This window comes from Serinicoccus sediminis (assembly GCF_004153545.1).
Classification (GTDB): Bacteria; Actinomycetota; Actinomycetes; order Actinomycetales; family Dermatophilaceae; genus Ornithinicoccus; species Ornithinicoccus sediminis_A.
The window spans coordinates 88,661-112,417 of record NZ_SDVA01000010.1 but is presented as its reverse complement, the minus strand read 5'-3'; the positions used below and the strand labels follow the sequence as shown (position 1 = coordinate 112,417).

The 23,757-nt window shown below is 71.9% G+C and carries 17 protein-coding genes; 4 read left to right on the top strand and 13 right to left on the bottom strand.

Annotation, left to right across the window (positions count from 1 at the left end; genetic code table 11):
• Nucleotides 1–32 precede the first annotated feature (32 nt).
• The 11 genes from EUS26_RS10945 to uvrA form a co-directional block, all read right to left on the bottom strand.
• Nucleotides 33–395, bottom strand: a complete 363-nt coding sequence (locus EUS26_RS10945; RefSeq protein ID WP_130013875.1) for an RNA polymerase-binding protein RbpA — start codon at nucleotides 393–395, stop codon at nucleotides 33–35.
• A 129-nt stretch (nucleotides 396–524) separates the two neighbouring features.
• Nucleotides 525–767, bottom strand: a complete 243-nt coding sequence (gene secG, locus EUS26_RS10940) for a preprotein translocase subunit SecG (protein ID WP_130013874.1) — start codon at nucleotides 765–767, stop codon at nucleotides 525–527.
• Between the two features lie 110 nt (nucleotides 768–877).
• A complete protein-coding gene (gene tpiA / locus EUS26_RS10935) occupies nucleotides 878–1,681 on the bottom strand; it encodes a triose-phosphate isomerase (protein ID WP_130013873.1) in 804 nt (267 codons plus the stop codon).
• Nucleotides 1,678–2,907, bottom strand: a complete 1,230-nt coding sequence (locus EUS26_RS10930; RefSeq protein ID WP_130013872.1) for a phosphoglycerate kinase — start codon at nucleotides 2,905–2,907, stop codon at nucleotides 1,678–1,680. The genes tpiA and EUS26_RS10930 overlap by 4 nt, the downstream gene beginning before the upstream one ends.
• Nucleotides 2,907–3,911 carry a type I glyceraldehyde-3-phosphate dehydrogenase gene (gene gap, locus EUS26_RS10925; RefSeq protein ID WP_130013871.1) on the bottom strand — a complete coding sequence of 335 codons (1,005 nt, stop codon included), beginning with the start codon at nucleotides 3,909–3,911 and terminating at the stop codon, nucleotides 2,907–2,909. The genes EUS26_RS10930 and gap overlap by 1 nt, the downstream gene beginning before the upstream one ends.
• A gap of 126 nt (nucleotides 3,912–4,037) precedes the next feature.
• Nucleotides 4,038–5,018, bottom strand: coding sequence for a DNA-binding protein WhiA (whiA, locus tag EUS26_RS10920; protein ID WP_130013870.1), 981 nt, complete (start codon nucleotides 5,016–5,018; stop codon nucleotides 4,038–4,040).
• A 92-nt stretch (nucleotides 5,019–5,110) separates the two neighbouring features.
• Complete coding sequence (locus tag EUS26_RS10915; RefSeq protein ID WP_130013869.1) at nucleotides 5,111–6,073, bottom strand: gluconeogenesis factor YvcK family protein; 963 nt, start codon at nucleotides 6,071–6,073, stop codon at nucleotides 5,111–5,113.
• The gene (gene rapZ / locus EUS26_RS10910) at nucleotides 6,070–6,993 is read right to left on the bottom strand and encodes an RNase adapter RapZ (protein ID WP_130013868.1); all 924 of its coding nucleotides are present in this window, start codon (nucleotides 6,991–6,993) and stop codon (nucleotides 6,070–6,072) included. Before rapZ ends, EUS26_RS10915 begins: the two co-directional genes overlap by 4 nt.
• A 52-nt stretch (nucleotides 6,994–7,045) precedes the next feature.
• Complete coding sequence (gene uvrC / locus EUS26_RS10905; protein ID WP_130013867.1) at nucleotides 7,046–8,959, bottom strand: excinuclease ABC subunit UvrC; 1,914 nt, start codon at nucleotides 8,957–8,959, stop codon at nucleotides 7,046–7,048.
• Nucleotides 8,952–9,419: a Rieske (2Fe-2S) protein gene (locus EUS26_RS10900; protein ID WP_130013866.1), complete on the bottom strand. Its 468-nt coding sequence runs from the start codon at nucleotides 9,417–9,419 to the stop codon at nucleotides 8,952–8,954. The genes uvrC and EUS26_RS10900 overlap by 8 nt, the downstream gene beginning before the upstream one ends.
• Entirely contained in the window at nucleotides 9,416–12,367 is a 2,952-nt protein-coding gene (gene uvrA / locus EUS26_RS10895) for an excinuclease ABC subunit UvrA (protein ID WP_130013865.1), read from the bottom strand. Before uvrA ends, EUS26_RS10900 begins: the two co-directional genes overlap by 4 nt.
• A 203-nt stretch (nucleotides 12,368–12,570) precedes the next feature.
• Here uvrA and gltB point away from each other — a divergent pair, with 203 nt between their 5' ends.
• From gltB to EUS26_RS10875, 4 genes are read left to right on the top strand one after another with little or no spacing between them, the layout of a single operon-like run.
• The gene (gene gltB / locus EUS26_RS10890) at nucleotides 12,571–17,157 is read left to right on the top strand and encodes a glutamate synthase large subunit (protein WP_130013864.1); all 4,587 of its coding nucleotides are present in this window, start codon (nucleotides 12,571–12,573) and stop codon (nucleotides 17,155–17,157) included.
• A complete protein-coding gene (locus tag EUS26_RS10885) occupies nucleotides 17,150–18,610 on the top strand; it encodes a glutamate synthase subunit beta (RefSeq protein ID WP_130013863.1) in 1,461 nt (486 codons plus the stop codon). Before gltB ends, EUS26_RS10885 begins: the two co-directional genes overlap by 8 nt.
• 23 nt (nucleotides 18,611–18,633) lie before the next feature.
• Nucleotides 18,634–19,320, top strand: a complete 687-nt coding sequence (locus EUS26_RS10880; RefSeq protein ID WP_130013862.1) for an MBL fold metallo-hydrolase — start codon at nucleotides 18,634–18,636, stop codon at nucleotides 19,318–19,320.
• Nucleotides 19,314–20,213 carry an EamA family transporter gene (locus EUS26_RS10875; protein WP_238148932.1) on the top strand — a complete coding sequence of 300 codons (900 nt, stop codon included), beginning with the start codon at nucleotides 19,314–19,316 and terminating at the stop codon, nucleotides 20,211–20,213. Before EUS26_RS10880 ends, EUS26_RS10875 begins: the two co-directional genes overlap by 7 nt.
• A 75-nt stretch (nucleotides 20,214–20,288) precedes the next feature.
• On the opposite strand, the gene EUS26_RS10870 is transcribed toward EUS26_RS10875, so the two are convergent.
• Both EUS26_RS10870 and uvrB read right to left on the bottom strand, forming a co-directional pair.
• A complete protein-coding gene (locus EUS26_RS10870) occupies nucleotides 20,289–21,428 on the bottom strand; it encodes a TerC family protein (RefSeq protein WP_130013860.1) in 1,140 nt (379 codons plus the stop codon).
• A gap of 172 nt (nucleotides 21,429–21,600) precedes the next feature.
• The gene (uvrB, locus tag EUS26_RS10865; protein WP_130013859.1) at nucleotides 21,601–23,712 is read right to left on the bottom strand and encodes an excinuclease ABC subunit UvrB; all 2,112 of its coding nucleotides are present in this window, start codon (nucleotides 23,710–23,712) and stop codon (nucleotides 21,601–21,603) included.
• Between the last annotated feature and the right edge of the window lie 45 nt (nucleotides 23,713–23,757).

Genomic DNA, 23,757 nt, shown 5'->3' with positions numbered 1-23,757 from the left:
GGGGCCGCCGCCACGTCGTGGGTGGCGCAGGGCTAGGGCGTGGCGCCGCTCCCCACGCCCCGCTCGCGCATCCGGGACAGCGCCTCGTCCAGGAGCGCCGCCCCGTCGGAGTCGCTGCGCCGCTCCTTCACGTAGGCGAGGTGGGTCTTGTACGGCTCGGTCCGCGGCGCCTCGGGCGGGGTGCCACGGTCACGGCCGGCCGGCAGCCCGCAGCGGGGGCAGTCCCACGTGTCGGGAATGTCGACCTCGCCGTCGTCCGCGAAGCTGGGGCGCGTCTCGTGCCCGTGCGCGCACCAGTAGCTGACGCGGATGCGGGGGGCGGTGTCCCCCCGCTCGCTCTCCCCCATCGGGCCGGAGCCCACCCGCGAGCCGCGGATGGCATTGGTGTTGACCATGGTGCCTCGTTTCGCCTGACGTCACGTGAGGCATACCCTACGCCCCTCCTCCCGCAGGGGTGAGGCCCCACGCGGCCCCCGCCGACCCGGACCGGAGTCTGCCCCCCGTCCGGCGCCACAGGTGGCCCGTCAGCTGAAGCGGACCAACACCCCGAGGCCGACGATGACGGACACCCAGACCAGGGCCATCGCCACGGTGATCCGGTTGAGGTTGCGCTCGGCGACCGAGCTGCCCCCGAGGCTGCTGCTCATGCCCCCGCCGAACATGTCCGACATCCCCCCGCCGCGGCCCTTGTGCATGAGGATGAGGAGCACGAGGAAGCAGCTGGTGATCACCAGCAGGGCGTCCAGGAACCAGCGGACGTACTCCACGTGGGCACAACCTTGTCGTCGAAGGGGCGGGTCCGGTGCCCTGCGGCGCAACGCCGCAGAGCACCAGATAGCCTAACCGACGCCAGGTCGGCAGGACGAACCGCCGCGCGTCAGCCCGAGGAGCCGGCGTGCGCCTGGTAGCGGCAGATGGAGGCGAAGTCCTCGACCGAGAGCGAGGCGCCCCCGACGAGGGCCCCGTCGACATCCGGACGCCGCATGAGCTCGGCGACGTTGCCCGGCTTCACCGAGCCGCCGTAGAGGACCCTCAGGGCGCCGGCCGTCGCGTCGTCCGCCAGCTCGGCGACCGCCGACCGGATCGCCGCGCAGACCTCCTGCGCGTCGTCCGGTGTCGCCACCTCACCGGTGCCGATGGCCCAGACCGGCTCGTAGGCCACGACCACCCGGGCGACCTGGTCGGCGTCCAGGCCGTCGAGGGCGGCCCGCAGCTGGCTGACCACGTGCTCGACATGGGTGCCGGACCGGCGCACCTCCAACGGCTCGCCGACGCACAGGATGGGGGTGAGGTCGTGCCGCAGCGCGGCCCGCACCTTGGCCGCGACGAGCTCGTCGGACTCCTCGTGGCCCTCCCGACGCTCGCTGTGCCCGACGGCGACGTAGGTGCAGCCCAGCTTGGCGAGGAAGGCGCCGGAGATGTCACCGGTGTAGGCCCCCTCGTCGTGCGGGCTGAGGTCCTGCCCGCCGTACCGCAGGAACAGCTGGTCGCCCTGCACCAGGGTCTGGACCGAGCGCAGGTCGGTGAACGGCGGGAGCACGACGACCTCGACCGCGGCCGGGTCGTGCTTCGCGTCCCGCAGCGTCCAGTCGAGCTTCTGCACGAGGTGGGTCGCCTGCAGGTGGTCGAGGTTCATCTTCCAGTTCCCCGCCATCAGGGGGGTACGTCGCGTGTCGCTCATGCGTCCTCCAGCACCGACAGTCCGGGGAGGTCCTTGCCCTCGAGGTACTCCAGGCTGGCTCCACCGCCGGTCGAGATGTGGCCGAAGTCGTCCTCGGCGTACCCGAACTCGCGGACCGCCGCGGCGGAGTCGCCGCCACCCACGACGGTCATGGCACCCTCCCGGGTGCGCTCCACCAGAGCCGCGGCCACGGCCCGGGTGCCGTCGGCGAAGGGTGCCATCTCGAAGGCGCCCATGGGCCCGTTCCAGAAGACGGTGCGCGCGTCGGCGAGCCGCTGCGCGAAGAGCTCCTGGGAGTCCGGTCCGATGTCCAGGCCCATCCGGTCGGCCGGCATCGCGTCCGCCGCCACGACCTCGTGCGCCGCGTCGGCGGAGAAGGCGTCGGCCACCACGATGTCGGTGGGGAGCACGATCTCGACGCCGCGCTCGGCGGCCGTGTCGAGGTAGCCCTTGACCGTGTCGACCTGGTCCTCCTCCAGCAGGCTCGTGCCCACCTCGTGGCCCTGGGCCTTGAGGAAGGTGAAGACCATCCCGCCGCCGACCAGCAGCCGGTCGGCGACCGAGATCAGCGACTCGATGACGCCCAGCTTGTCGCTGACCTTGGCCCCACCGAGGACCACGGCGTAGGGACGCTGCGGGTCCTCGCGCAGGGCCCGCATCACCTCCACCTCGGACCGGACCAGACCGCCCGCCGCGTGCGGGAGCAACCGGGCCACGTCGTAGACGGAGGCCTGAGCCCGGTGGACCACGCCGAAGCCGTCGGAGACGAAGGCGTCGGCGAGGTCCGCGAGCTGGCGGGCGAAGTCCGCCCGGTCCTCGTCGGCCTTGGCGGTCTCGCCGGGATGGAACCTGAGGTTCTCCAGGACGAGCACGTCACCGTCGTCGAGCGCGGCCACGGCGGCGGCGGCCCGCTCGCCCACCGTCTCCTCCACGAACGAGACCGTCCCGCCACGCCCGTCCTGCTCCAGCAGCTCGCCGAGCCGCGCAGCGACCGGGGCCAGGGAGTAGGCCGGGTCGGGTGAGCCCTTGGGCCGGCCCAGGTGGGCGCACACGACGACCCGGGCGCCCTGCTCGCGGAGCCCGTCGATGGTGGGCACCGAGGCGCGCACCCGGCCGTCGTCGGTGATGGTGGACCCGTCCAGGGGCACGTTGAGGTCGCTGCGGACCAGCACCGTCCGACCGGACAGCCCGCCCAGGTCCTCGCTGAGCTGTTCGACCGTCCGCATCAGAGCGAGCTGCCCACCAGTGCGACGAGGTCGACGAGCCGGTTGGAGTAGCCCCACTCGTTGTCGTACCAGCCGACGACCTTGACCTGGTCGCCGATGACCTTGGTGAGTCCGGAGTCGAAGATGCACGAGGCCGGGTCGGTCTCGATGTCCTTGGACACGATGGGGTCCGCGGTGTAGGTGAGGATGCCCTTGAGCTCACCCTCGGCCGCCTTCTTCACGGCCGCGTTGACCTCGTCGACCGTGACCTCCCGGGAGGCCTGGAAGGTCAGGTCGGTGGCCGACCCGGTCGGCGTCGGCACCCGCAGCGCGTAGCCGTCGAACTTGCCCTTGAGCTCGGGCAGCACCAGGGCGACCGCCTGGGCGGCGCCGGTCTTGGTGGGGACGATGTTGAGCGCGGCGGCCCGGGCCCGGCGGAGGTCGCTGTGCGGACCGTCCTGCAGGTTCTGGTCCGCGGTGTAGGCGTGGATGGTGGTCATGAGGCCCTTGACGATGCCGAACTCGTCGTTGAGGACCTTCGCCATCGGCGCGAGGCAGTTCGTGGTGCAGGACGCGTTGGAGATGATGGTGTGGGCGGCCGGGTCGTAGTCCTTCTCGTTGACGCCCATGACGACGGTGATGTCCTCGTTCTTGGCGGGCGCGGAGATGATGACCTTCTTCGCCCCGGCGTCGACGTGCGCCTTCGCCTTGGTCGCGTCGGTGAAGATGCCCGTGGACTCGACCACGACGTCCGCTCCCAGGTCGCCCCAGGGCAGCGCGGTCGGGTCCTTCTCGGCGAACGCCTTGAACGCCTTGCCGTCGACGCTGATCTCGTCCTCGGTGCTGGTGACCTCACCGTCCAGGCGGCCCAGGATCGAGTCGTACTTCAGCAGGTGGGCCAGGGTCGCGTTGTCGGTGAGGTCGTTGACAGCGACGATCTCGATGTCGGCCCCCGAGGCCAGCACGGCCCGCATGAAGTTGCGGCCGATGCGCCCGAAGCCGTTGATCCCTACGCGGACGGTCATGGAGGACACCCTTCTTCCTTGGTTGGTCGGCGGCGGACAGGCGCCCGCCGCTCGTCGGTCAGACGCCGTCGTCCGGCCCCCAACCTATCGGCCCGGCGAGCGCCGCACCACACCGGCCGACCGGCGTCAGTCCTCCAGCATGTCGGGGGTGATGTTGGCCTCGGTGCCGTCCACCCCCAGCTCCTCGGCCCGCTTGTCGGCCAGGGCCAGCAGCCGCCGGATCCGTCCGGCGACCGCGTCCTTGGTCATCGGCGGGTCGGCCAGCTGGCCCAGCTCCTCCAGGCTGGCCTGCTTGTGCTCGAGGCGCAGCTCGCCCGCCACCCGGAGGTGGTCCGGGACCTCGTCCCCGAGGATCTCCATGGCGCGCTCCACCCGGGCGCCCGCCGCCACCGCGGCCCGGGCGGACCGGCGCAGGTTGGCGTCGTCGAAGTTGGCGAGCCGGTTGGCGGTCGCGCGGACCTCCCGGCGCATCCGGCGCTCCTCCCACGCCAGGACGGCGTCGTGGGCCCCCAGCCGGGTCAGCATGGCCCCGATCGCGTCGCCGTCGCGGATGACGACGCGGTCCACGCCGCGCACCTCGCGCGCCTTGGCCTGCACCCTGAGGCGGCGCGCCGCGCCGACCAGGGCGAGGGCGGCCTCCGGCCCGGGGCACGTGACCTCGAGCGCCGAGGAGCGTCCCGGCTCGGTGATGGACCCGTGGGCGATGAAGGCGCCCCGCCAGGCGGCCTCCGCGTCGCAGGCCGCCGCGCCCACCACCCTGGGGGGCAGGCCGCGCACCGGGCGCCCCCGGTGGTCGATGAGGCCGGTCTGCCGTGCCAGCGCCTCGCCGTCGGAGGTGGCGCGCACGACATACCTCGTCTGCTTGCGCAGCCCGCCGGGGCTCATGACGACCAGCTCGCTGCTGGTGCCGTAGACCTCGGCCATGAACGTCCGCAGCCGCCGGGCGCTCTGGGCGGTGTCCAGCTCGGCCTCGATGACGATGCGTCCCCCGACGATGTGCAGGCCCCCGGCGAAGCGCAGCATGGTGGACACCTCGGCCTTGCGGCAGCAGGTCTTGGTGACGGGCAGCCGGCTGAGCTCGTCCTTGACCTTCGCGGTCATCGCCACCGCACTCATCCTCCTCGGTCGGCCGGTCCCGGAGCCCGGGGCGGTCTCCCCGGACAACCCGGGAAGGTTATCTGCTGGGACCGGTGCCGCGCTCACAGACCCTGCTCCTGGATCACGTCACGGTAGGCGGCCGCCAGCCGCAGGGTGTCGTGGACCCCGGGGCGGCCGGGGCTGCCCACGGCGGTCAGCACGAGGCTGGCCCCCACGCGGTCGACCGCGGCGTCCAGCGCCGCCCGCTCCTCGGGGGAGCGCACCACCTGCGGATCGGCGATGACGTGGTCGAAGGTGAGGTCCGGGGCGTGGGCGGCGATCGCCCCCACGTGCTCGGCCAGGCTGTAGCCGTTCGCCTCGTCGTCGCTGAGGCTGACGTTGAGGGTGAGGATGCGGCGGGCCGGGGTCTCGCACAGGGCCCGGCGCAGCTCGGGCACGAGCAGGTGCGGCATCACCGAGGTGAACCAGGACCCGGGCCCGAGCACGACGAGGTCGGCGAGCTTGATGGACTCGAGGGCCTCCGGACAGGCCCGGGGTGCTTCCGGGATGAGCCGCACCGAGCGCACGATCCCGGGCTGACGCGCGACCGTGGACTGGCCCCGCACCGTGCTCGTGGCGGTGGTGCCGACCGCCGTCTCCGCCTCGATCTCGGCCTCGATCTCCAGGGGCTCCAGCGCCATCGGGAGCACCCGACCGCGGGTGTTGAGCAGGCGGCCCACCAGATCGAGACCGCGCACCTGCTCGTGCGGTCGCAGGTCCCACAGGGCCATGATGAGCAGGTTGCCCAGCGCGTGCCCGGAGAGCTCGCCCGAGCCGCCGAACCGGTGCTGCAGGACCGCCGTCCACTGGTGGCCCCACGTGGTGTCCTCGCAGAGCGCGGCCAGCGCCATCCGCAGGTCGCCCGGGGGCAGGATGTCGTACTCCTGCCGCAGCCGGCCGCTGGACCCCCCGTCGTCGGCCACCGTCACCACGGCCGTGATGGCCTCGGTCAGGTGGCGCAGCGCGCGCAGCGACGCGGCCAGGCCGTGGCCGCCCCCCAGGGCCACGACGCGTGGGCCGCTCACTCGCGCCCCAGGTCCCGGTGGAAGGTCGACAGCTGGACGCCGACCTCCTCGAGGTCGGACAACCGGCGGGTGAGCTCCTCGGCGGTGGCGACCGACCGGTGCTTCCCGCCGGTGCAGCCCACGGCCACGGTGACGTAGCGTCGCCCCTCCGCCAGGTAGCCCTGCAGGGCGGTCCGCAGCATCTGCGTCGCGTGCTCGACGAAGCTCTGCGCGAGGTCCTGGCCCAGCACGAAGTCGCGGACGGCCGCGTCCTTGCCGGTGAACGGCCGCAGCTCCGGGACCCAGTAGGGGTTGGGGAGGAACCGCAGGTCGAGCACCACATCGGCATCGAGCGGGATGCCGTACTTGAAGCCGAAGGCCATGACCGCCAGGCGCAGCCGCACGTCCTCGTCCACGTTGAGCAGCGCGTCGATCTTGGCGGCCAGCTCGTGGACGTTGTAGCTGGAGGTGTCGAGCACGAGGTCGGAGTCCGAGCGCAGGTCGCCCAGCATGCGGCGTTCCCGGCGGATGCCGTCCAGCAGCAGGCCCTCCCCCTGCAGGGGGTGGGGGCGGCGCACCGCCTCGAAACGGCGCACCAGGGTCTCGTCGGAGGAGTCGACGAAGACGACCCGAGGACGCCACCCGCGCTCGGCCAGCGTGTCGAGGGCGACGGCGAGCTCGGCGGTGAAGTCCCGGCTGCGGACGTCGACGACCACGGCCACCCGCTGTCGCTGGGGGTCGTCGGCGGTGGTGTCCATGAGGTGGACGATCATCGCCGGTGGCAGGTTGTCCACGACGTACCAGCCGCGGTCCTCGAGGACGTCGCCCGCGGTGGTCCTCCCGGCCCCCGACATCCCGGTGAGAATGACCACGTCGGAGCGTCCCGTCGCGTCGGTGGGGGTCGGCGGCTGCTCCCCCAGGTCGGATCGGCGTGAGGTCATGATGGCTCCTCCCGTCGGTCGTGCCGGGAGCGGCGGCCGGCCCGGCACCGGCTCACTCGAGGACCTCTCCCGTGCTCAGGTTAACCGCAGGCGCCGTGCTGTCGCCGGAGAGCCGCTCGTGGACGACCGCGGCCAGGGCGGGGCCGACGCCGGGCACCTCCTGGAGCTGCTCGACGGTGGCGGAGCGGACCGCCTTGACCGAGCCCAGGTGCCGCAGCAGCGCCTGCTGGCGGGACGGGCCGAGGCCGGGGATGCCGTCCAGGGCGCTGGTCGTCATGCTGCGCGACCGGCGCTGCCGGTGGAAGGTGTTGGCGAAACGGTGGGCCTCGTCGCGCACCCGCTGGAGGAGGTACAGCGCCTCGCTGGTGCGCGGGAGGACGACCGGGTAGTCCTGGTCGGCGTTCCACACCTCCTCCAGCCGCTTCGCCAGCCCGATCACGGCGACGTCGGTCACCCCGACCTCGGCCAGGGCGGCCTGGGCGGCCCGCACCTGAGGGCGCCCGCCGTCCACGACGACCAGGTTCGGCGGGTAGGCGAACTTCGCCGGACGGCCGTCCTCGTCCGCCCCCGGCGTCGGTGCGTCGGCGAGGTGGCGGAAGCGACGGGTGAGCACCTCGTGCATGGCGGCGGTGTCGTCGCCGGTCCCGGAGCGGACGATGAACCGGCGGTACTCCCCCTTGCGTGCCAGCCCGTCCTCGAACACCACCATGGAGCCGACGACGTCGCTGCCCTGGACGTGGCTGATGTCGAAGGACTCGATGCGCAGCGGCGCGTCGTCCAGCTCGAGGACCTCCTGCAGCTCCTGGAGGGCCTGCGACCGCAGGGTGAGGTCGCCCGAGCGGGCGACCTTGTGCCGTGCCAGCGCCTGCTCGGCGTTGCGCCCGACGGTCTGCAGCAGCGTGCGCTTGTCGCCGCGCTGCGGGACGCGCACGCCGACCCGGGCGCCACGCAGCCCGCTGAGCCACTCCTGCACCTCCTCGTGGCCGGCGGGCAGCATCGGGACGAGCACCTCGCGCGGCACGTCCTCCCCCCGCTCGGCGCCGTAGACCTGCTGGAGCAGGTGCTCGACCACCTCGGGAGTGGACTCGGCGCCCTTCTCGCTCACCCAGCCCCGCTGTCCCCGGATGCGTCCGCCCCGCACGTGGAAGACCTGCACGGCGACCTCGAGCTCGTCCTCGGCGAGGGCGTAGACGTCCGCGTCGGTCGCGTCGGACAGCACGACCGCCGAGCGCTCCAGCGCCTTGCGCAGGGCGCCGACGTCGTCCCGCAGCCGCGCGGCGGTCTCGAAGTCGAGGTCGGCCGACGCCTGGCGCATCCGTTCCTCGAGGGACCGCACGAAGCGGGCGCTGTCCCCCGCCATGAAGGCGCAGAAGTCGTCGGCGATCGCCCGGTGCTCCTCCGCGTCGACCCGCCCGACGCACGGTGCGGAGCACTTGTCGATGTAGCCCAGCAGGCAGGGGCGCCCGACCTGCTCTGCCCGGCGGAACACGCCTGCCGAGCAGGTGCGGACCGGGAAGACGCGCAGCAGGGTGTCCATCGTCTCGCGGATGGCCCAGGCGTGGGTGTAGGGGCCGAAGTAGCGCGTGCCGGGGCGCTTCTTGCCCCGCATGACCTGGGCCCGGGGGAACTCCTCCCCCATGGTCACCGCGAGATAGGGGTAGGACTTGTCGTCGCGGTACTTGACGTTGAACCTGGGGTCGAACTCCTTGATCCAGGAGTACTCCAGCTGCAGCGCCTCGACCTCGTTGCGCACGACCGTCCACTCGACGCTGGCCCCGGTGGTGACCATCTGGGCCGTCCGCGGGTGCAGCGCGCCGAGATCCTGGAAGTAGGAGGACAGCCGCGGTCGCAGCGACCTGGCCTTGCCGACGTAGATGACCCGGCCGTGCTGGTCCCGGAACCGGTAGACCCCCGGGTCGGTGGGGATCTCGCCCGGCCGTGGCCGGTAGCTGCGCGGATCAGCCACTGATGACGATCTCCGTGCCGTCGACCCGGGCCGACAGGACGGTGAGCCCGGTGGTCGCGGGCCCCTGGACGACGGCGCCGTCGGCCGCGGCGAACGCGCTGCCGTGGCACGGGCAGACCAGCGTGTCGTCGGCGCCCGTGCTGGACACCATGCAGCCCTGGTGCGGGCAGGTGGCGTCGTAGGCGACCACCTCCCCCTCGACCGGCTGCGCCACGACGACCTCGGCCTCGTCGAGGTAGAGACTGCCGCCGACCGGCACGTCGGCGAGCGGCACCCGGGTCGAGCCGTCGGCGCCCGTCGTGGCGGCACCGCCACCGGTCTCACCGGAGGAGCAGCCGGCCAGCGTCCCCGCCACGGCGACGCCCCCGCCGGCGGCCAGGAAGCGGCGCCGCGCCACCCCGGGCGCCGCGCAGCCGACGCACGCGCCGACCACGGTGTCCACCTCGGGTGTGCTGGTCATGCCGTGGACCTCCGATCGAGACCGAGGACGGGGGCGAGGAAGCGACCAGTATGGCTGGCGTCCACCCGGGCGACCTGCTCGGGTGTCCCCTCGGCCACGACCGTGCCGCCGCCGCGGCCGCCCTCGGGGCCGAGGTCGACCACCCAGTCGGCCGACTTGATCACGTCGAGGTTGTGCTCGATGACGAGCACCGTGTTGCCCTTGTCGACGAGGCCCTGGAGCACGCCCAGCAGCCGACGGATGTCCTCGAAGTGCAGTCCGGTGGTCGGCTCGTCGAGGACGTAGATGGTGCGGCCCGTCGACCGCTTCTGCAGCTCGGCGGCGAGCTTGACCCGCTGCGCCTCACCGCCTGAGAGGGTGGTGGCGGGCTGCCCCAGCCGGACGTAACCCAGGCCCACCTTCACCAGCGTCGTGAGGTGGCGCGCGAGCACCGGCACCGCCGAGAAGAAGTCCGCCGCCTCCTCGATGGGCATCTCGAGGACGTCGGAGATGGTGCGCCCCTTGAAGTGCACCTCCAGCGTCTCCCGGTTGTAGCGCTTGCCCTGGCACACCTCGCAGGGGACGTAGACGTCGGGCAGGAAGTTCATCTCGATCTTCAGGGTGCCGTCGCCGGAGCACGCCTCGCAGCGCCCTCCCTTGACGTTGAACGAGAACCGTCCGGGCTGGTAGCCGCGCACCTTGGCCTCGGTCGTCGTCGCGAAGAGCTTGCGGATGTGGTCGAACAGCCCGGTGTAGGTGGCCGGATTGCTCCGCGGGGTGCGTCCGATGGGGCTCTGGTCGACGTGCACGACCTTGTCGAGATGGTCCAGACCCTCCACCTTGCGGTGCCGCCCCGGCACGTGCCGCGCGCCGTTGAGCTGGTTGGCGAGGACCCGGTAGAGGATGTCGTTGACCAGGGTGGACTTGCCCGAGCCGCTGACCCCGGTCACCGCCACCAGGTTGCCGAGCGGGAACCCGACGTCCACCTGCTGGAGGTTGTGCTCGCGCGCTCCGCGCACCACGACCCGGCGGCCGTCCTGCGGACGGCGGTCGACCGGCGTGTCGATCGCCTTGCGCCCGGAGAGGTACTGGCCGGTCAGCGACGTGGGGTGGCTGAGCAGGTCGTCGACCGAGCCGCTGTGCACGACGTGACCGCCGTGCTCGCCCGCCCCGGGCCCGATGTCCACGACCCAGTCCGCGGTGGCGATGGTGTCCTCGTCGTGCTCCACGACGATGAGGGTGTTGCCGAGGTCGCGCAGCCGGGTGAGCGTCTCGATGAGCCGGTGGTTGTCGCGCTGGTGCAGCCCGATGCTGGGCTCGTCGAGGACGTAGAGGACACCGACCAGCCCCGAGCCGATCTGCGTCGCCAGCCGGATGCGCTGCGCCTCGCCGCCCGAGAGGGTCCCGGCCGGACGGTCCAGGGACAGGTAGTCCAGACCGACGTCCAGGAGGAAGCCGAGCCGGGCGTCGATCTCCCGGCTCACCTGGCCGGCGATGGCCGCCTCGCGGGTGGTGTAGTCCACCCCGGAGAGGAACTCCGCGCACTGGTCCAGGGGCATCGCGCACACCTCGGCGATGCTGCGGCCGCCGACGAGGATGGCCAGGATCTCCGGCTTGAGCCGCGCCCCGCGGCAGGTGGGGCACGGCACCTCCCGCATGTAGCCCTCGTAGCGCTCCCGGCTGCTCTCCGACTCCGTCTCGGCGTGCTTGCGCTTGACGTAGGGCAGCACGCCCTCGAACCCGGTGGAGTAGCTGCGCTCACGGCCGAAGCGGTTGCGGTAGCGGACGTGCACCTTGTGCTTATAACCCTCGAGGATGGCGTCCCGGGCCCGGCCCGGCAGCTCCTTCCACGGGACGTCCATCCGGAACCCCAGGTCGTCGGACAGACCGCCGAGGACCCGGAGGAAGTAGTCGCTCAGGCCGGACGCGGTGGACCAGGGCACGAGCGCCCCACCGAGGATGCTGAGGTCCTCACGGACGACGAGCTCGGGGTCCACCTCCAGCTCCACCCCGATGCCGGTGCAGTCCGGGCACGCGCCGAAAGGACTGTTGAAGGAGAAGGAGCGAGGCTCCACCTCGTCGATCGACAACGGGTGGTCGTTGGGGCAGGCCATCCGCTCGGAGAACCGACGCTCCCGCGGCAGCGGCTGACCGTCCTCGTCCACCGGGGCCGGCCGGCCACGGGCCTCCCCGTCGGCCGCGGCGACGTCGACGAACTCGGCGACCATGATGCCGCCGGCCAGCGACAGGGCGGTCTCGACCGAGTCGGTCAGCCGCCGGGCGTAGGCCCGGTCGGGGGTCCCGGCCGGCTCCCCGTCGGCGGTCTTGCTGACCAGCCGGTCGACGACCACGTCGATGCTGTGCTTCTTCTGCTTCTCCAGGGTCGGCGGGTCGGTCAGCGTCACCAGCTCGCCGTCCACCCGGGCCCGGGCGAAGCCCTTGGACTGCAGCTCGGCGAACAGGTCGACGAACTCGCCCTTGCGTCCCCGCACGACGGGGGCCAGCAGCTGGTACCGCACCCCCGGGGGGAGCTGCAGGAGGCGGTCGACCACCTGCTGGGGGGTCTGCCGCTCGACCGGCTCCCCGCACACGGGGCAGTGCGGGCGCCCGACCCTCGCGAACAGGAGCCGCAGGTAGTCGTAGACCTCGGTGATGGTCCCGACGGTCGACCGGGGGTTGCGGTTGGTCGACTTCTGGTCGATGGACACCGCCGGGGAGAGTCCCTCGATGAAGTCGACGTCGGGCTTGTCCATCTGGCCCAGGAACATCCGGGCGTAGGCCGACAGGGACTCCACGTAGCGCCGCTGCCCCTCCGCGAAGATGGTGTCGAAGGCCAGCGAGGACTTGCCCGAGCCGGACAGGCCGGTGAAGACCACCAGCGCGTCGCGCGGGATGTCGACCGAGATGTCGCACAGGTTGTGCTCACGCGCGCCCTGGACCACGAGTCGGTCGTGACGGGCGCGTGACACGGCAGGAGCGGGGGAGGAGGATGGCACCCCACCACTGTAGGTCCCGCCACCGACACTCCTCTCCCTCGGCGACTTTTCCGCCGGGGCAACTGCATAGGTATGCTGAACCCTGCATGAAACCGTTGCGGGCCGTCGCCGTCCCGAGCGTGCCCTCCCCGACCCCGTCGCGTGCCGCGCGCCCCGTCCTGAAACCCGGTGATCCCATGACAGAGTCGATCGACCCGACCTCCTCTGCCCTGCGTCCCGTCGCGGGTGCCGCACCCCAGGGCCTCTACGACGGGGCCCACGAGCACGACAGCTGTGGCGTCGCCTTCGTCGCGACCCTCGACGGCGTCCCCCGCCACGACATCGTGGCGCAGGCCCTGACGGCGCTGCACAACCTGGACCACCGGGGGGCGGTCGGCAGCGAGGAGAACACCGGCGACGGCGCGGGCATCCTCACGCAGGTGCCGGACGCCTTCCTGCGGGAGGTGCTGCCGTTCGAGCTGCCCGCTCCCGGGTCCTACGCCGTGGGCATCGTCTTCCTCCCGGCCCAGGGGCAGACCGACGAGGTGGCCGCCCAGGTCGAGGAGATCGTCGAGAGCTCTGGTCTGCGCGTGCTCGGGTGGCGCGAGGTGCCGGTCGACGCGGGTCTGGTCGGACCCACCGCGCTGTCGGTGATGCCGGTCATGCGTCAGCTCATCGTCGCGGCGGGCGACGCGGCGCCGCAGGAGTCCGGGCTGGAGCTGGAACGGCGGGTCTGGCTCGCCCGCAAGCGCATCGAGCGGCGCACGCCGGCATACCCGGTGTCCCTCTCCACGCGCACCATCACCTACAAGGGCATGCTGACGACCGACCAGCTGCCCGCCTACTTCCCTGACCTGACCGACGAGCGCTACACCAGCGCCCTGGCCGTGGTGCACTCCCGCTTCTCCACCAACACCTTCCCCTCGTGGCCGCTGGCGCACCCCTACCGGGTCATCGCCCACAACGGGGAGATCAACACCGTCAAGGGCAACCGCAACTGGATGCGGGCCCGGCAGTCCGAGCTGCGCAGCGACCTCTTCCCGGGCGACCTCGCCGACGCCCTGCCCATCTGCACCCCCGACGCCAGCGACTCCGCTACCTTCGACGAGGTGCTGGAGCTGCTCAGCCTCGGTGGCCGGTCCCTCCCCCACGCCGTGCTCATGATGATCCCGGAGTCGTGGGAGAACGACGAGACGATGGATCCCGACGTCCGCGCCTTCTACGAGTACCACTCGATGCTCATGGAGCCGTGGGACGGGCCGGCCAACCTCGTCTTCACCGACGGCACCCAGGTGGGCGCCGTGCTCGACCGCAACGGGCTGCGGCCCTCGCGCTACTGGGTCACCGATGACGGCCTCGTCGTGCTCGGGTCGGAGACGGGCCTGCTGCCGCTGCCGCCCGAGAAGGTGGTGCGCAAGGGGCGGGTGGCTCCCGGGCGGATGTTCCTCGTCGACCTGTCGCGCGGGGAGATCCTCGACGACACCGAGGTCAAGCGGGAGCTCGCCGCGCGCCAGCCCTACCGGCAGTGGCTCGACGAGGAGCTCGTGCACATGGACTCGCTGCCCACGCAGGTGCACGTGCGGCACACCCACGCCTCGGTGACGCGCCGCCAGCAGATCTTCGGCTACACCGAGGAGGAGCTGCGGATCATCCTGGCGCCGATGGCGCAGGCCGGTGCGGAGCCGCTGGGCGCGATGGGCACCGACACCCCCATCGCGGTCCTCTCCGACCGGCCGCGGCTGCTCTTCGACTACTTCGTCGAGGCGTTCGCGCAGGTGACCAACCCGCCGCTCGACGCCATCCGCGAGGAGATCGTCACCTCGCTGGAGGCCTCGAGCGGCCCCGAGCCGAACCTGCTCGACGAGACAGCCGCCCACGCCCGGCAGGTCGTCCTGCCGTTCCCCGTCATCGACAACGACCAGCTCGCCAAGCTGCGCCGGATCAACGCCGACGGGGAGCACCCCGGGCTGGACGCCGTGGTGGTCCGTGGGCTCTACCGGGTCGACGGCGGCGCGGTCGCCCTGGAGCAGCGGCTCGAGGAGATCTGCGCCGAGGTCGACGCGGCGATCGCCGAGGGCGCCTTCTTCGTGGTGCTCTCCGACCGGCACGCCGACCGGGAGCGGGCGCCCATCCCCTCGCTGCTGCTCACCAGCGCCGTGCACCACCACCTCGTCCGCAACAACACCCGGACCCGCGTCGGCCTGCTCGTCGAGGCCGGGGACGTCCGCGAGACGCACCACGTCGCCCTGCTCGTCGCGTACGGCGCCGCCGCCGTCAACCCCTACCTCGCGATGGAGACGGTGGAGAACCTCTGCGCCGCGGGCAAGGTGCTGGACGGTCTGGACCCTGACGCCGCCATCCGCAACCTCATCAGGGCGCTCGGCAAGGGGGTGCTCAAGGTGATGTCCAAGATGGGCATCTCGACGATCGCGTCCTACCGCGGGGCGCAGACCTTCGAGGCCGTCGGCCTGTCCCAGGACGTCGTGACCCGGTGGTTCACCGGGACCACCAGCCAGATCGACGGGGTGGGCCTGGACGTCATCGCCGAGGAGGTCGCCCGTCGTCACGCGGTCGCCTACCCGCTGTCCGGCATCCCGCCCTACCACCGCACCCTGGACATCGGCGGCGAGTACCAGTGGCGTCGCGAGGGTCCTCCGCACCTCTTCAGCCCCGAGGCGGTGTTCCGGCTCCAGCACGCCACCCGCCAGGGCCGCTACGACGTCTTCACCGAGTACACCGACCTCGTGGACGGGCAGTCGGCGAGCCTCATGACGCTGCGCGGCCTCTTCCGGCTGCGGCCGGACCGTGAGCCTGTCGACATCGACGAGGTCGAGCCGGTCAGCGCCATCGTCCGCCGCTTCGCCACCGGCGCGATGAGCTACGGCTCGATCTCGCAGGAGGCGCACGAGACGCTGGCCGTCGCGATGAACCGGCTGGGCGGGAAGTCCAACACCGGTGAGGGCGGGGAGGACGTCGAGCGGCTGCTCGACCCCGAGCGCCGCTCGGCCATCAAGCAGGTGGCCTCGGGGCGCTTCGGGGTGACCTCGCCCTACCTCGTGCACGCCGACGACATCCAGATCAAGATGGCGCAGGGCGCCAAGCCGGGCGAGGGCGGCCAGCTGCCACCGGGCAAGGTCTACCCCTGGGTGGCCAGCACCCGGCACTCCACCCCCGGGGTCGGCCTCATCTCGCCGCCCCCGCACCACGACATCTACTCCATCGAGGACATCAAGCAGCTCATCCACGACCTCAAGAACGCCAACCCGCGGGCCCGCATCCACGTCAAGCTGGTCAGCCAGATCGGCGTCGGGACGGTGGCCGCCGGCGTCTCCAAGGCCAAGTCCGACGTCGTGCTCATCTCGGGCCACGACGGCGGCACCGGCGCCAGCCCGCTCACCTCGCTCAAGCACGCGGGCACGCCGTGGGAGCTGGGGCTGGCCGAGACCCAGCAGACGCTGCTGCTCAACGGGCTGCGCGACCGCATCGTCGTGCAGTGCGACGGGCAGCTGAAGACCGGACGGGACGTCCTCGTGGCCGCTCTCCTGGGCGCGGAGGAGTACGGCTTCGCGACGGCCCCCCTCGTCGTCTCGGGCTGCATCATGATGCGGGTCTGCCACCTCGACACCTGCCCCGTCGGGATCGCCACGCAGAACCCCGAGCTGCGCGAGCGCTACACCGGCAAGGCCGAGTTCGTCGTGACCTTCTTCGAGTTCATCGCCCAGCAGGTCCGCGAGCTGCTCGCGAGCCTGGGGTACCGGTCGCTCGACGAGGTCATCGGCCGGGCCGACCTGCTCGACACCTCCCGGGCGGTCGAGCACTGGAAGGCCGACGGGCTGGACCTCTCCCCCGTGCTGCACCTCACCGAGGTCCCCGAGGGCGCCTCCCGCCGGTGCACCACGACGCAGGAGCACGGGCTGGCGGCCGCCCTGGACAACCAGCTCGTGGAGCTGGCGGCCCCGGCCCTCGAGGACGGGACCGCGATCACCGGCTCCTTCCCGGTGACGAATGTCAACCGCACCGTCGGCACCCTGCTGGGCCATCACGTCACGCTCGCGGCGGGGCCGGACGGGCTGCCCGACGGCACCATCGACCTCACCCTCACCGGGTCGGCCGGGCAGTCCCTCGGCGCCTTCCTGCCCCGGGGCGTCACCCTGCGGCTGGTCGGGGACGCCAACGACTTCGTCGGCAAGGGGTTGTCCGGCGGCCGCATCGTGGTCCGGCCGGAGGAGGACTCCCCGTTCGTGGCCACCGACCAGGTCATCGCCGGCAACGTCATCTGCTACGGCGCGACGTCCGGGCAGGTCAACCTGCGCGGCCTGGTCGGTGAGCGCTTCTGCGTCCGCAACTCGGGAGCCACCGCCGTCGTGGAGGGGGTGGGCGACCACGCGCTGGAGTACATGACCGGCGGGCTGGCGCTCGTCCTGGGGCGGACCGGGCGCAACCTGGGCGCGGGTATGTCGGGCGGCACCGCCGTCGTGCTGGACCTGGACCGCGGCACCCTCAACCCGCTCGCCGTCGCGAACGGCGACCTGCTGCTCAGCCCGCTGGCCGAGACCGAGCACGTCGAGACCGTGCGACACCTCGTCGAGGAGCACGCCGAGCTCACCGGCAGCACGGTGGCCCAGGCGCTGCTCGCCGACCCCGACTGGGCGCTGCGGCTCACCGTCATCACCCCCCGTCAGTACGCCAGCGTGCTGCGCATCCGCCGCGAGGCGGAGGAACGCGGGGACGACCCCAACGGACCCCACGCTTGGCAGCTCATCCTGGAGGACTCCCATGGCTGACCCCAAAGGCTTCCTGACCCACCGCGAGCGGGAGAACCGGCCCTCACGGCCGGTGCCCGTCCGCATCATGGACTGGCAGGAGGTGCACGGCGAGCAGGAGACGTCCGTCCTGCAGCGGCAGGCCAGCCGCTGCATGGACTGCGGCATCCCCTTCTGCCACACCGGGTGCCCGCTCGGCAACCTCATCCCGGAGTGGAACGACCAGACGCGGCGCGCCAACTTCGCCGAGGCCATCGAGCGGCTGCACGCCACCAACAACTTCCCGGAGTTCACCGGGCGTCTGTGCCCGGCCCCGTGCGAGACCGCCTGCGTGCTCGGCATCAACCAGCCGCCGGTCACCATCAAGCAGATCGAGGTCTCGATCATCGACCGGGCCTTCTCCAACGGCCGGGTGACCCCGCAGGAGCCGGAGTGGCTCAGCGGCAGGACGGTCGCCGTCGTCGGGTCCGGCCCGGCCGGGCTGGCCGCCGCCCAGCAGCTGGGACGAGCCGGGCACACGGTGGTCGTGTACGAGCGGTCCGACGCCGTCGGGGGTCTGCTGCGCTACGGCATACCCGAGTTCAAGATGGAGAAGTCGGTCCTGGACCGCCGGCTGGTGCAGCTGCGCGGTGAGGGCATCCGGTTCGTCACCGGCGTCACCGTCGGCGGCGCCGGCCCGGACGACCTGTCGCTGGACCAGCTGCGCGAGCGGTTCGACGCGGTGGTCCTGGCGACCGGGTCGACCGTGCCCCGCATGCTGCAGGTGCCGGGCGCCGACCTGGAGGGCGTGCATCCCGCCATGGACTTCCTCGTGCCCGCCAACAAGGAGGCGCTGGGTGGCGAGCGCGGCATCGACGCCGCCGGCAAGCACGTGGTCATCATCGGTGGCGGCGACACCGGCGCCGACTGCCTCGGGACGGCCCACCGGCACGGCGCCGCGTCGGTGCTCCAGCTGGAGATCATGCCCACGCCCCCGCAGGAGCGGCCGGAGAACCAGCCGTGGCCCACCTACCCGATGCTCTACAAGGTCAGCGAGGCCCACGAGGAGGGCGGGGACCGCAGCTACGGCGTCTCCACGGTCGAGGTGCTCGGTGACGAGGACGGCCGGGTGCGCGGCCTGGTCATGGTGGACGGGACGTTCACCGAGGGCCGCTTCGTCCCCACGGAGGGCAGCGAGCGCGAGATCCCGGCCGAGCTGGTGCTGCTCGCCATGGGCTTCGTCGGCCCGGACGACCAGGCCGCCCCCGAGCACGTCCTGCCCCGGTCGGCACGCAACACCTACGAGCGCGACGACAGCTTCGCCACGCCGCTGCCCGGGGTCTTCGCGGCGGGCGACTGCGGGCGCGGCCAGTCGCTCATCGTGTGGGCGATCGCGGAGGGTCGGGCCTGCGCGGCCACGGTCGACCGCTACCTCTCCGGCAGCACGACGCTCCCGGCCCCCATCAAGGCGACCGACCGGCCGCTGGTGGTGTGAGGAGGCCCACCTAGACTCGGCGGGTGAGACCTACAGACCTGCACGGACACGTCACCCCCGGAGGCGACAGCTGGACCTACGACCTCGGGTCGGTCGTGGTGCGCAAGTGCAGCGTGAGCGAGATGGACAACAACGTCTACCTCATCACGTGCACGGCGACCGGCGACCGGCTCCTCGTCGACGCGGCGGACGACGCCGACCGGATCCTGCGGCTCCTCGAGGAGGACGGGCGCGCGCGTGGGGGCGAGCTCGGTCAGGTCCTCACCACCCACCGGCACTGGGACCACCACCGGGCCCTGCCGGAGGTGGTCGGGCGCACCGGCGCCGTCACCCTGGCGGGGTCGGCGGACGCCGACGGCCTCCCCGTGCCGGTCGACCACCGCCTGCGGGACGGCGACACGCTGCGGGTGGGGCACCTGGTCCTCGACGTCGTCCAGCTGCGCGGGCACACCCCCGGCTCGGTCGCGCTGGCGCTCAGCACGGCTGCCGACTCCACCACCACCCTGCTCTTCACCGGCGACAGCCTCTTCCCGGGCGGACCGGGGAAGACCACCTCGCCCGCCGACTTCGCCCTGCTCATGGATGATCTCGAGACCCGCGTCTTCGCGGTCTTCGACGACGACGCCCTCGTGCTGCCCGGCCACGGGGACAACACCACCCTGGGTGCGGAGCGGGGCTCGCTGCCGGAGTGGCGCGAACGCGGGTGGTGACCCTCCCCCGCCCACCCGGAGCCGGTCACCCGGTCCTGCTCGTCCTCCTGGCCGTCGTCTCCGTCCAGTTCGGCGGGGCGCTCGCGGCGACCCTTCTGCCCGTGGTCGGCGTCGTCGGGTCGGTGGGGCTGCGGCTCGTGCTGGCCGCGCTCATCCTCGGCGTCGTCGTCCGCCCGCGCCTGCGGGGACGGACGACCATGGACTGGGCCGTCGTCGGCTCGTTCGCCGTGGCGCTCACCGCGATGAACCTCGCGTTCTACGGCTCGCTCGCCCGCCTCCCCATCGGCGTGGCGGTCACCATCGAGTTCCTCGGGCCGCTGGCCCTCGCGGCAGCGCTCTCCCGGCGGTGGCGCGACGGCGTGGCGGTGGTGGCCGCCCTCGTGGGGGTGGTGCTCATCTCGGAGGCCCTCACGACGCCGTGGGGCGAGCTGGACCACCTGGGTATCCTGCTGGCCGCCACCGCCGGGGCCTGCTGGGCGGCCTACATCGTGCTGAGCCGCCGCACCGGTGAGAGGTTCGCCGGGCTCGACGGGATCGCGATCTGCATGGCCCTCGGCGCCGTGGTCATGCTGCCGGCGGGGCTGCTGACGGCAGGGGCGGACCTGTGGTCCACCGACGTCCTGCTGCGCGGGCTGGGCATCGCGCTGCTCTCCTCGGCCATCCCCTACAGCCTGGAGCTGCTCGCGCTGCGCCGGCTGCGCTCCGGCACCTTCGGCGTCCTGCTCAGCCTGGAGCCCGCCGCGGCCGCGCTGGCGGGTCTCCTGGTGCTCGGTCAGGTGCTGTCCGTGCCGCAGCTGGCGGGGATGGTGCTCGTGGTGACGGCCAGCATCGTCGTCCTGGGACGCCCCGTGCGACGCCGCCGCTCCCCACAGGTCGCGGGGGAGGTCAGCTGACGGCCCGGCCCGACCCGGCGCGTTCGCCGGGGCGGGCACGGCCGGCCTCCGCGTCGCGACGGCCGGTCAGGAGGGTCAGGACGACCGGCCGCCGGGGTCGCCCGGTCCGTTCTCCGGGCGGCCGGGGCGCGGAGCAGCCTCGTCCGAGGACGACGAGCCCCGCTGCGAGCTCCCCAGGACGTTCACCTCGTCGGGGTGCGGGCGCGTGTCCTCGCTCTCGACGTCGAGGCCCTGGGCGGCGTCACGCCGCGACTTCGCCAGGCTGGTGACGGCGGTGACGCCCAGGATGACGACGATCGCGGTCAACGAGAGCCAGATCGGCACCTCGGGCACCCCGAGGTGTTCCCCCCCGTTGATGAACGGCAGCTCGTTCTCGTGCATCGCGTGCAGGACGAGCTTCACCCCGATGAAGGCCAGCAGCACCGAGAGCCCCAGCCCGAGGTAGACCAGCCGTTTCAGCAGGTCACCCAGGAGGAAGTAGAGCTGGCGCAGCCCCATGAGGGCGAACACGTTGGCCATGAGCACGAGGTAGGGCTCCTGGGTGAGCCCGAAGATCGCCGGGATGGAGTCCAGGGCGAAGAGGAGGTCGGTGGTCCCGAGCGCGAGCACCACGACCGCCATGGGGGTGAGGACCCGCTTGCCGCTCTCGACCACACGCAGCTTGGTCCCGCCGTCCCACGACTGCGTCACGGGGAAGCGCTTCTCGACCCAGCGCAGCAGGGCGTTCTCCTGGAAGTCGTCCTCCTGCTCGTCGTGGCCGAGGTTCTCCAGCGCCAGGCGGAACGCGGTGTAGATAAGGAAGGCGCCGAAGACGTAGAACACCCAGGACCAGCGCTCGATGGCGGCGGCCCCGACGAGGATGAAGACCGCCCGCATGGCCAGCGCCATGACGATCCCGACCATGAGGGCGAACTGCTGGTACTTCCGGGGCACCCCGAACTTCGCCATGATGATGAGGAAGATAAACAGGTTGTCGACGGACAGGGAGTACTCCATCAACCAGCCGGCGTAGAACTCCGCCGCCAGCTGCCCTCCGGACACCACCAGCACCCCGAGGCCGAACAGGACGGCCAGACCGACGTAGATGGACAACGCGATGCCGACCTCGCGGCGGGACGGCTCGTGCGGTCGGCGCCCGAGGACCAGCAGGTCGAAGGCGAAGACGACGGTGATGAGGAGCAGGGTGACGATCCACACCCAGCCGGGCACGTCCATGGACAGGTACTACCTTCCGGTCGAGGGGGCGGGACGGCTCGGACCGTCCCGCGGGAGGGAGACCAAAACTGGTCGTGCCCTGCCGAGCGCAGCGGCGCCGTGATCGGGACGGGGCCGGTGAGGCCGCGAGGCGGTGTCGTGCCCCTGCGGCGAACGCCTTCATGATGTCACGTCACCCGGTGGCCTCCCGCATCTGACGCAGCTCCTTCTTGAGATCCCCGATCTCGTCCCTCAGGCGGGCGGCGAGCTCGAAGTGCAGGTCGGTGGCGGCCTGGTGCATCTGCTCGGTCAGCTCGTGGATGAGGTCGGCCAGCTCGGTCGCCGGGAGCTGCTCACCCGACCGCCGCTCGACAGCGCCCGTGCCGACGGCGACCGCCGCCCCCTTGCCGCGTCCACCGCCCTTGCCCCGGGACTGGCTGCGACCGCTGCCCATGAGCGTCTCGGTGTCGGCGTCCTCGCGCTCCAGCATGTCGGTGATGTCGGCGATCCGCTTGCGCAGCGGCGTCGGGTCGATGCCCTGGGCGGCGTTGTAGGCCAGCTGCTTGTCGCGGCGCCGGTTGGTCTCCTCGATCGCCTGCTCCATGGACGGGGTGATGGTGTCGGCGTACATGTGGACCTGCCCCGAGACGTTGCGGGCGGCGCGGCCGATGGTCTGGATGAGCGAGCGGGCGGACCGCAGGAACCCCTCCTTGTCCGCGTCCAGGATGCTGACCAGCGAGACCTCGGGCAGGTCGAGCCCCTCGCGCAGCAGGTTGATGCCGACCAGCACGTCGTACTCCCCCAGTCGCAGCTCCCGCAGCAGCTCGACGCGGCGCAGGGTGTCGACCTCCGAGTGCAGGTAGCGCACCCGCACCCCCTTGTCGAGGAGGTAGTCGGTGAGGTCCTCGGCCATCTTCTTGGTGAGCGTCGTCACCAGCACCCGCTCGTCGCGCGCGGTGCGCTCGCCGATCTCGTGCAGCAGGTCGTCGATCTGCCCCTTCGTCGGCTTGAGGACCACCTCGGGGTCGACGAGCCCGGTGGGCCGGATGATCTGCTCGACGTAGCCGTCGCTCTTGGCCATCTCGTAGTCACCCGGCGTCGCGGACAGGTAGACGGTCTGACCGATCCGCTCGAGGAACTCCTCCCACTTCAGCGGTCGGTTGTCCATCGCGCTGGGGAGCCGGAAGCCGTGATCCACCAGGGTGCGCTTGCGGGACATGTCACCCTCGTACATCGCCCCGATCTGCGGGACGGTGACGTGGGACTCGTCCAGGACGAGCAGGAAGTCCTCCGGGAAGTAGTCGAGGAGGCAGTTGGGGGCGGAGCCGGCAGAGCGCCCGTCGATGTGGCGGGAGTAGTTCTCGATCCCGGAGCAGGAGCCGACCTGTCGCATCATCTCGATGTCGTAGGTGGTCCGCATCCGCAGCCGTTGCGCCTCGAGCAGCTTGCCCTGCTTCTCGAAGGTCTCGAGCTGGCCGGCGAGCTCGGCCTCGATGCTGCCGATGGCCCGCTCCATCCGCTCCGGGCCGGCGACGTAGTGGGATGCAGGGAAGACGTACATCTCCTTTTCCTCGCGCACCACCTCCCCGGTGAGCGGGTTCAGGGTGTAGAGGCGGTCGATCTCGTCCCCGAAGAACTCGATCCGCACCGCCAGCTCCTCGTACTGCGGGATGATCTCCACCGTGTCGCCGCGCACGCGGAACGTGCCGCGGGAGAAGGCCATGTCGTTACGGGTGTACTGCATCGTGACGAACCGGCGGAGGAGCTCGTCCCGCTCGACGGTGTCCCCCACCCGCAGCCGCGCCATCCGGTCGACGTACTCCTGCGGCGTGCCGAGGCCGTAGATGCACGACACCGAGGCGACCACGACGACGTCCCGGCGGGTCAGCAGGGAGTTGGTGGCGGAGTGGCGCAGCCGCTCCACCTCGTCGTTGATCGAGGAGTCCTTCTCGATGTAGGTGTCGGTCTGAGGGACGTAGGCCTCGGGCTGGTAGTAGTCGTAGTAGCTGACGAAGTACTCCACCGCATTGTGCGGGAGCAGCTCCTTGAACTCGTTGGCCAGCTGAGCGGCCAGCGTCTTGTTGGGCGCCATGACCAGCGTCGGGCGCTGGACCTGCTCGATCATCCACGCGGTCGTCGCCGACTTGCCGGTGCCGGTGGCACCGAGCAGCACGATGTCCTCCTCCCCGGACTGGACCCGCTGCGCCAGCTGGTCGATGGCCCGCGGCTGGTCACCGCTGGGGCGGAAGTCGGAGACGACGCGGAACGGGTTGACCGTGCGTTGCAGGTCGGTGGTCGGACGCATACCCCCACGGTATCCCCCGGGTCTGACAACGGTGGCCCGGCCGGT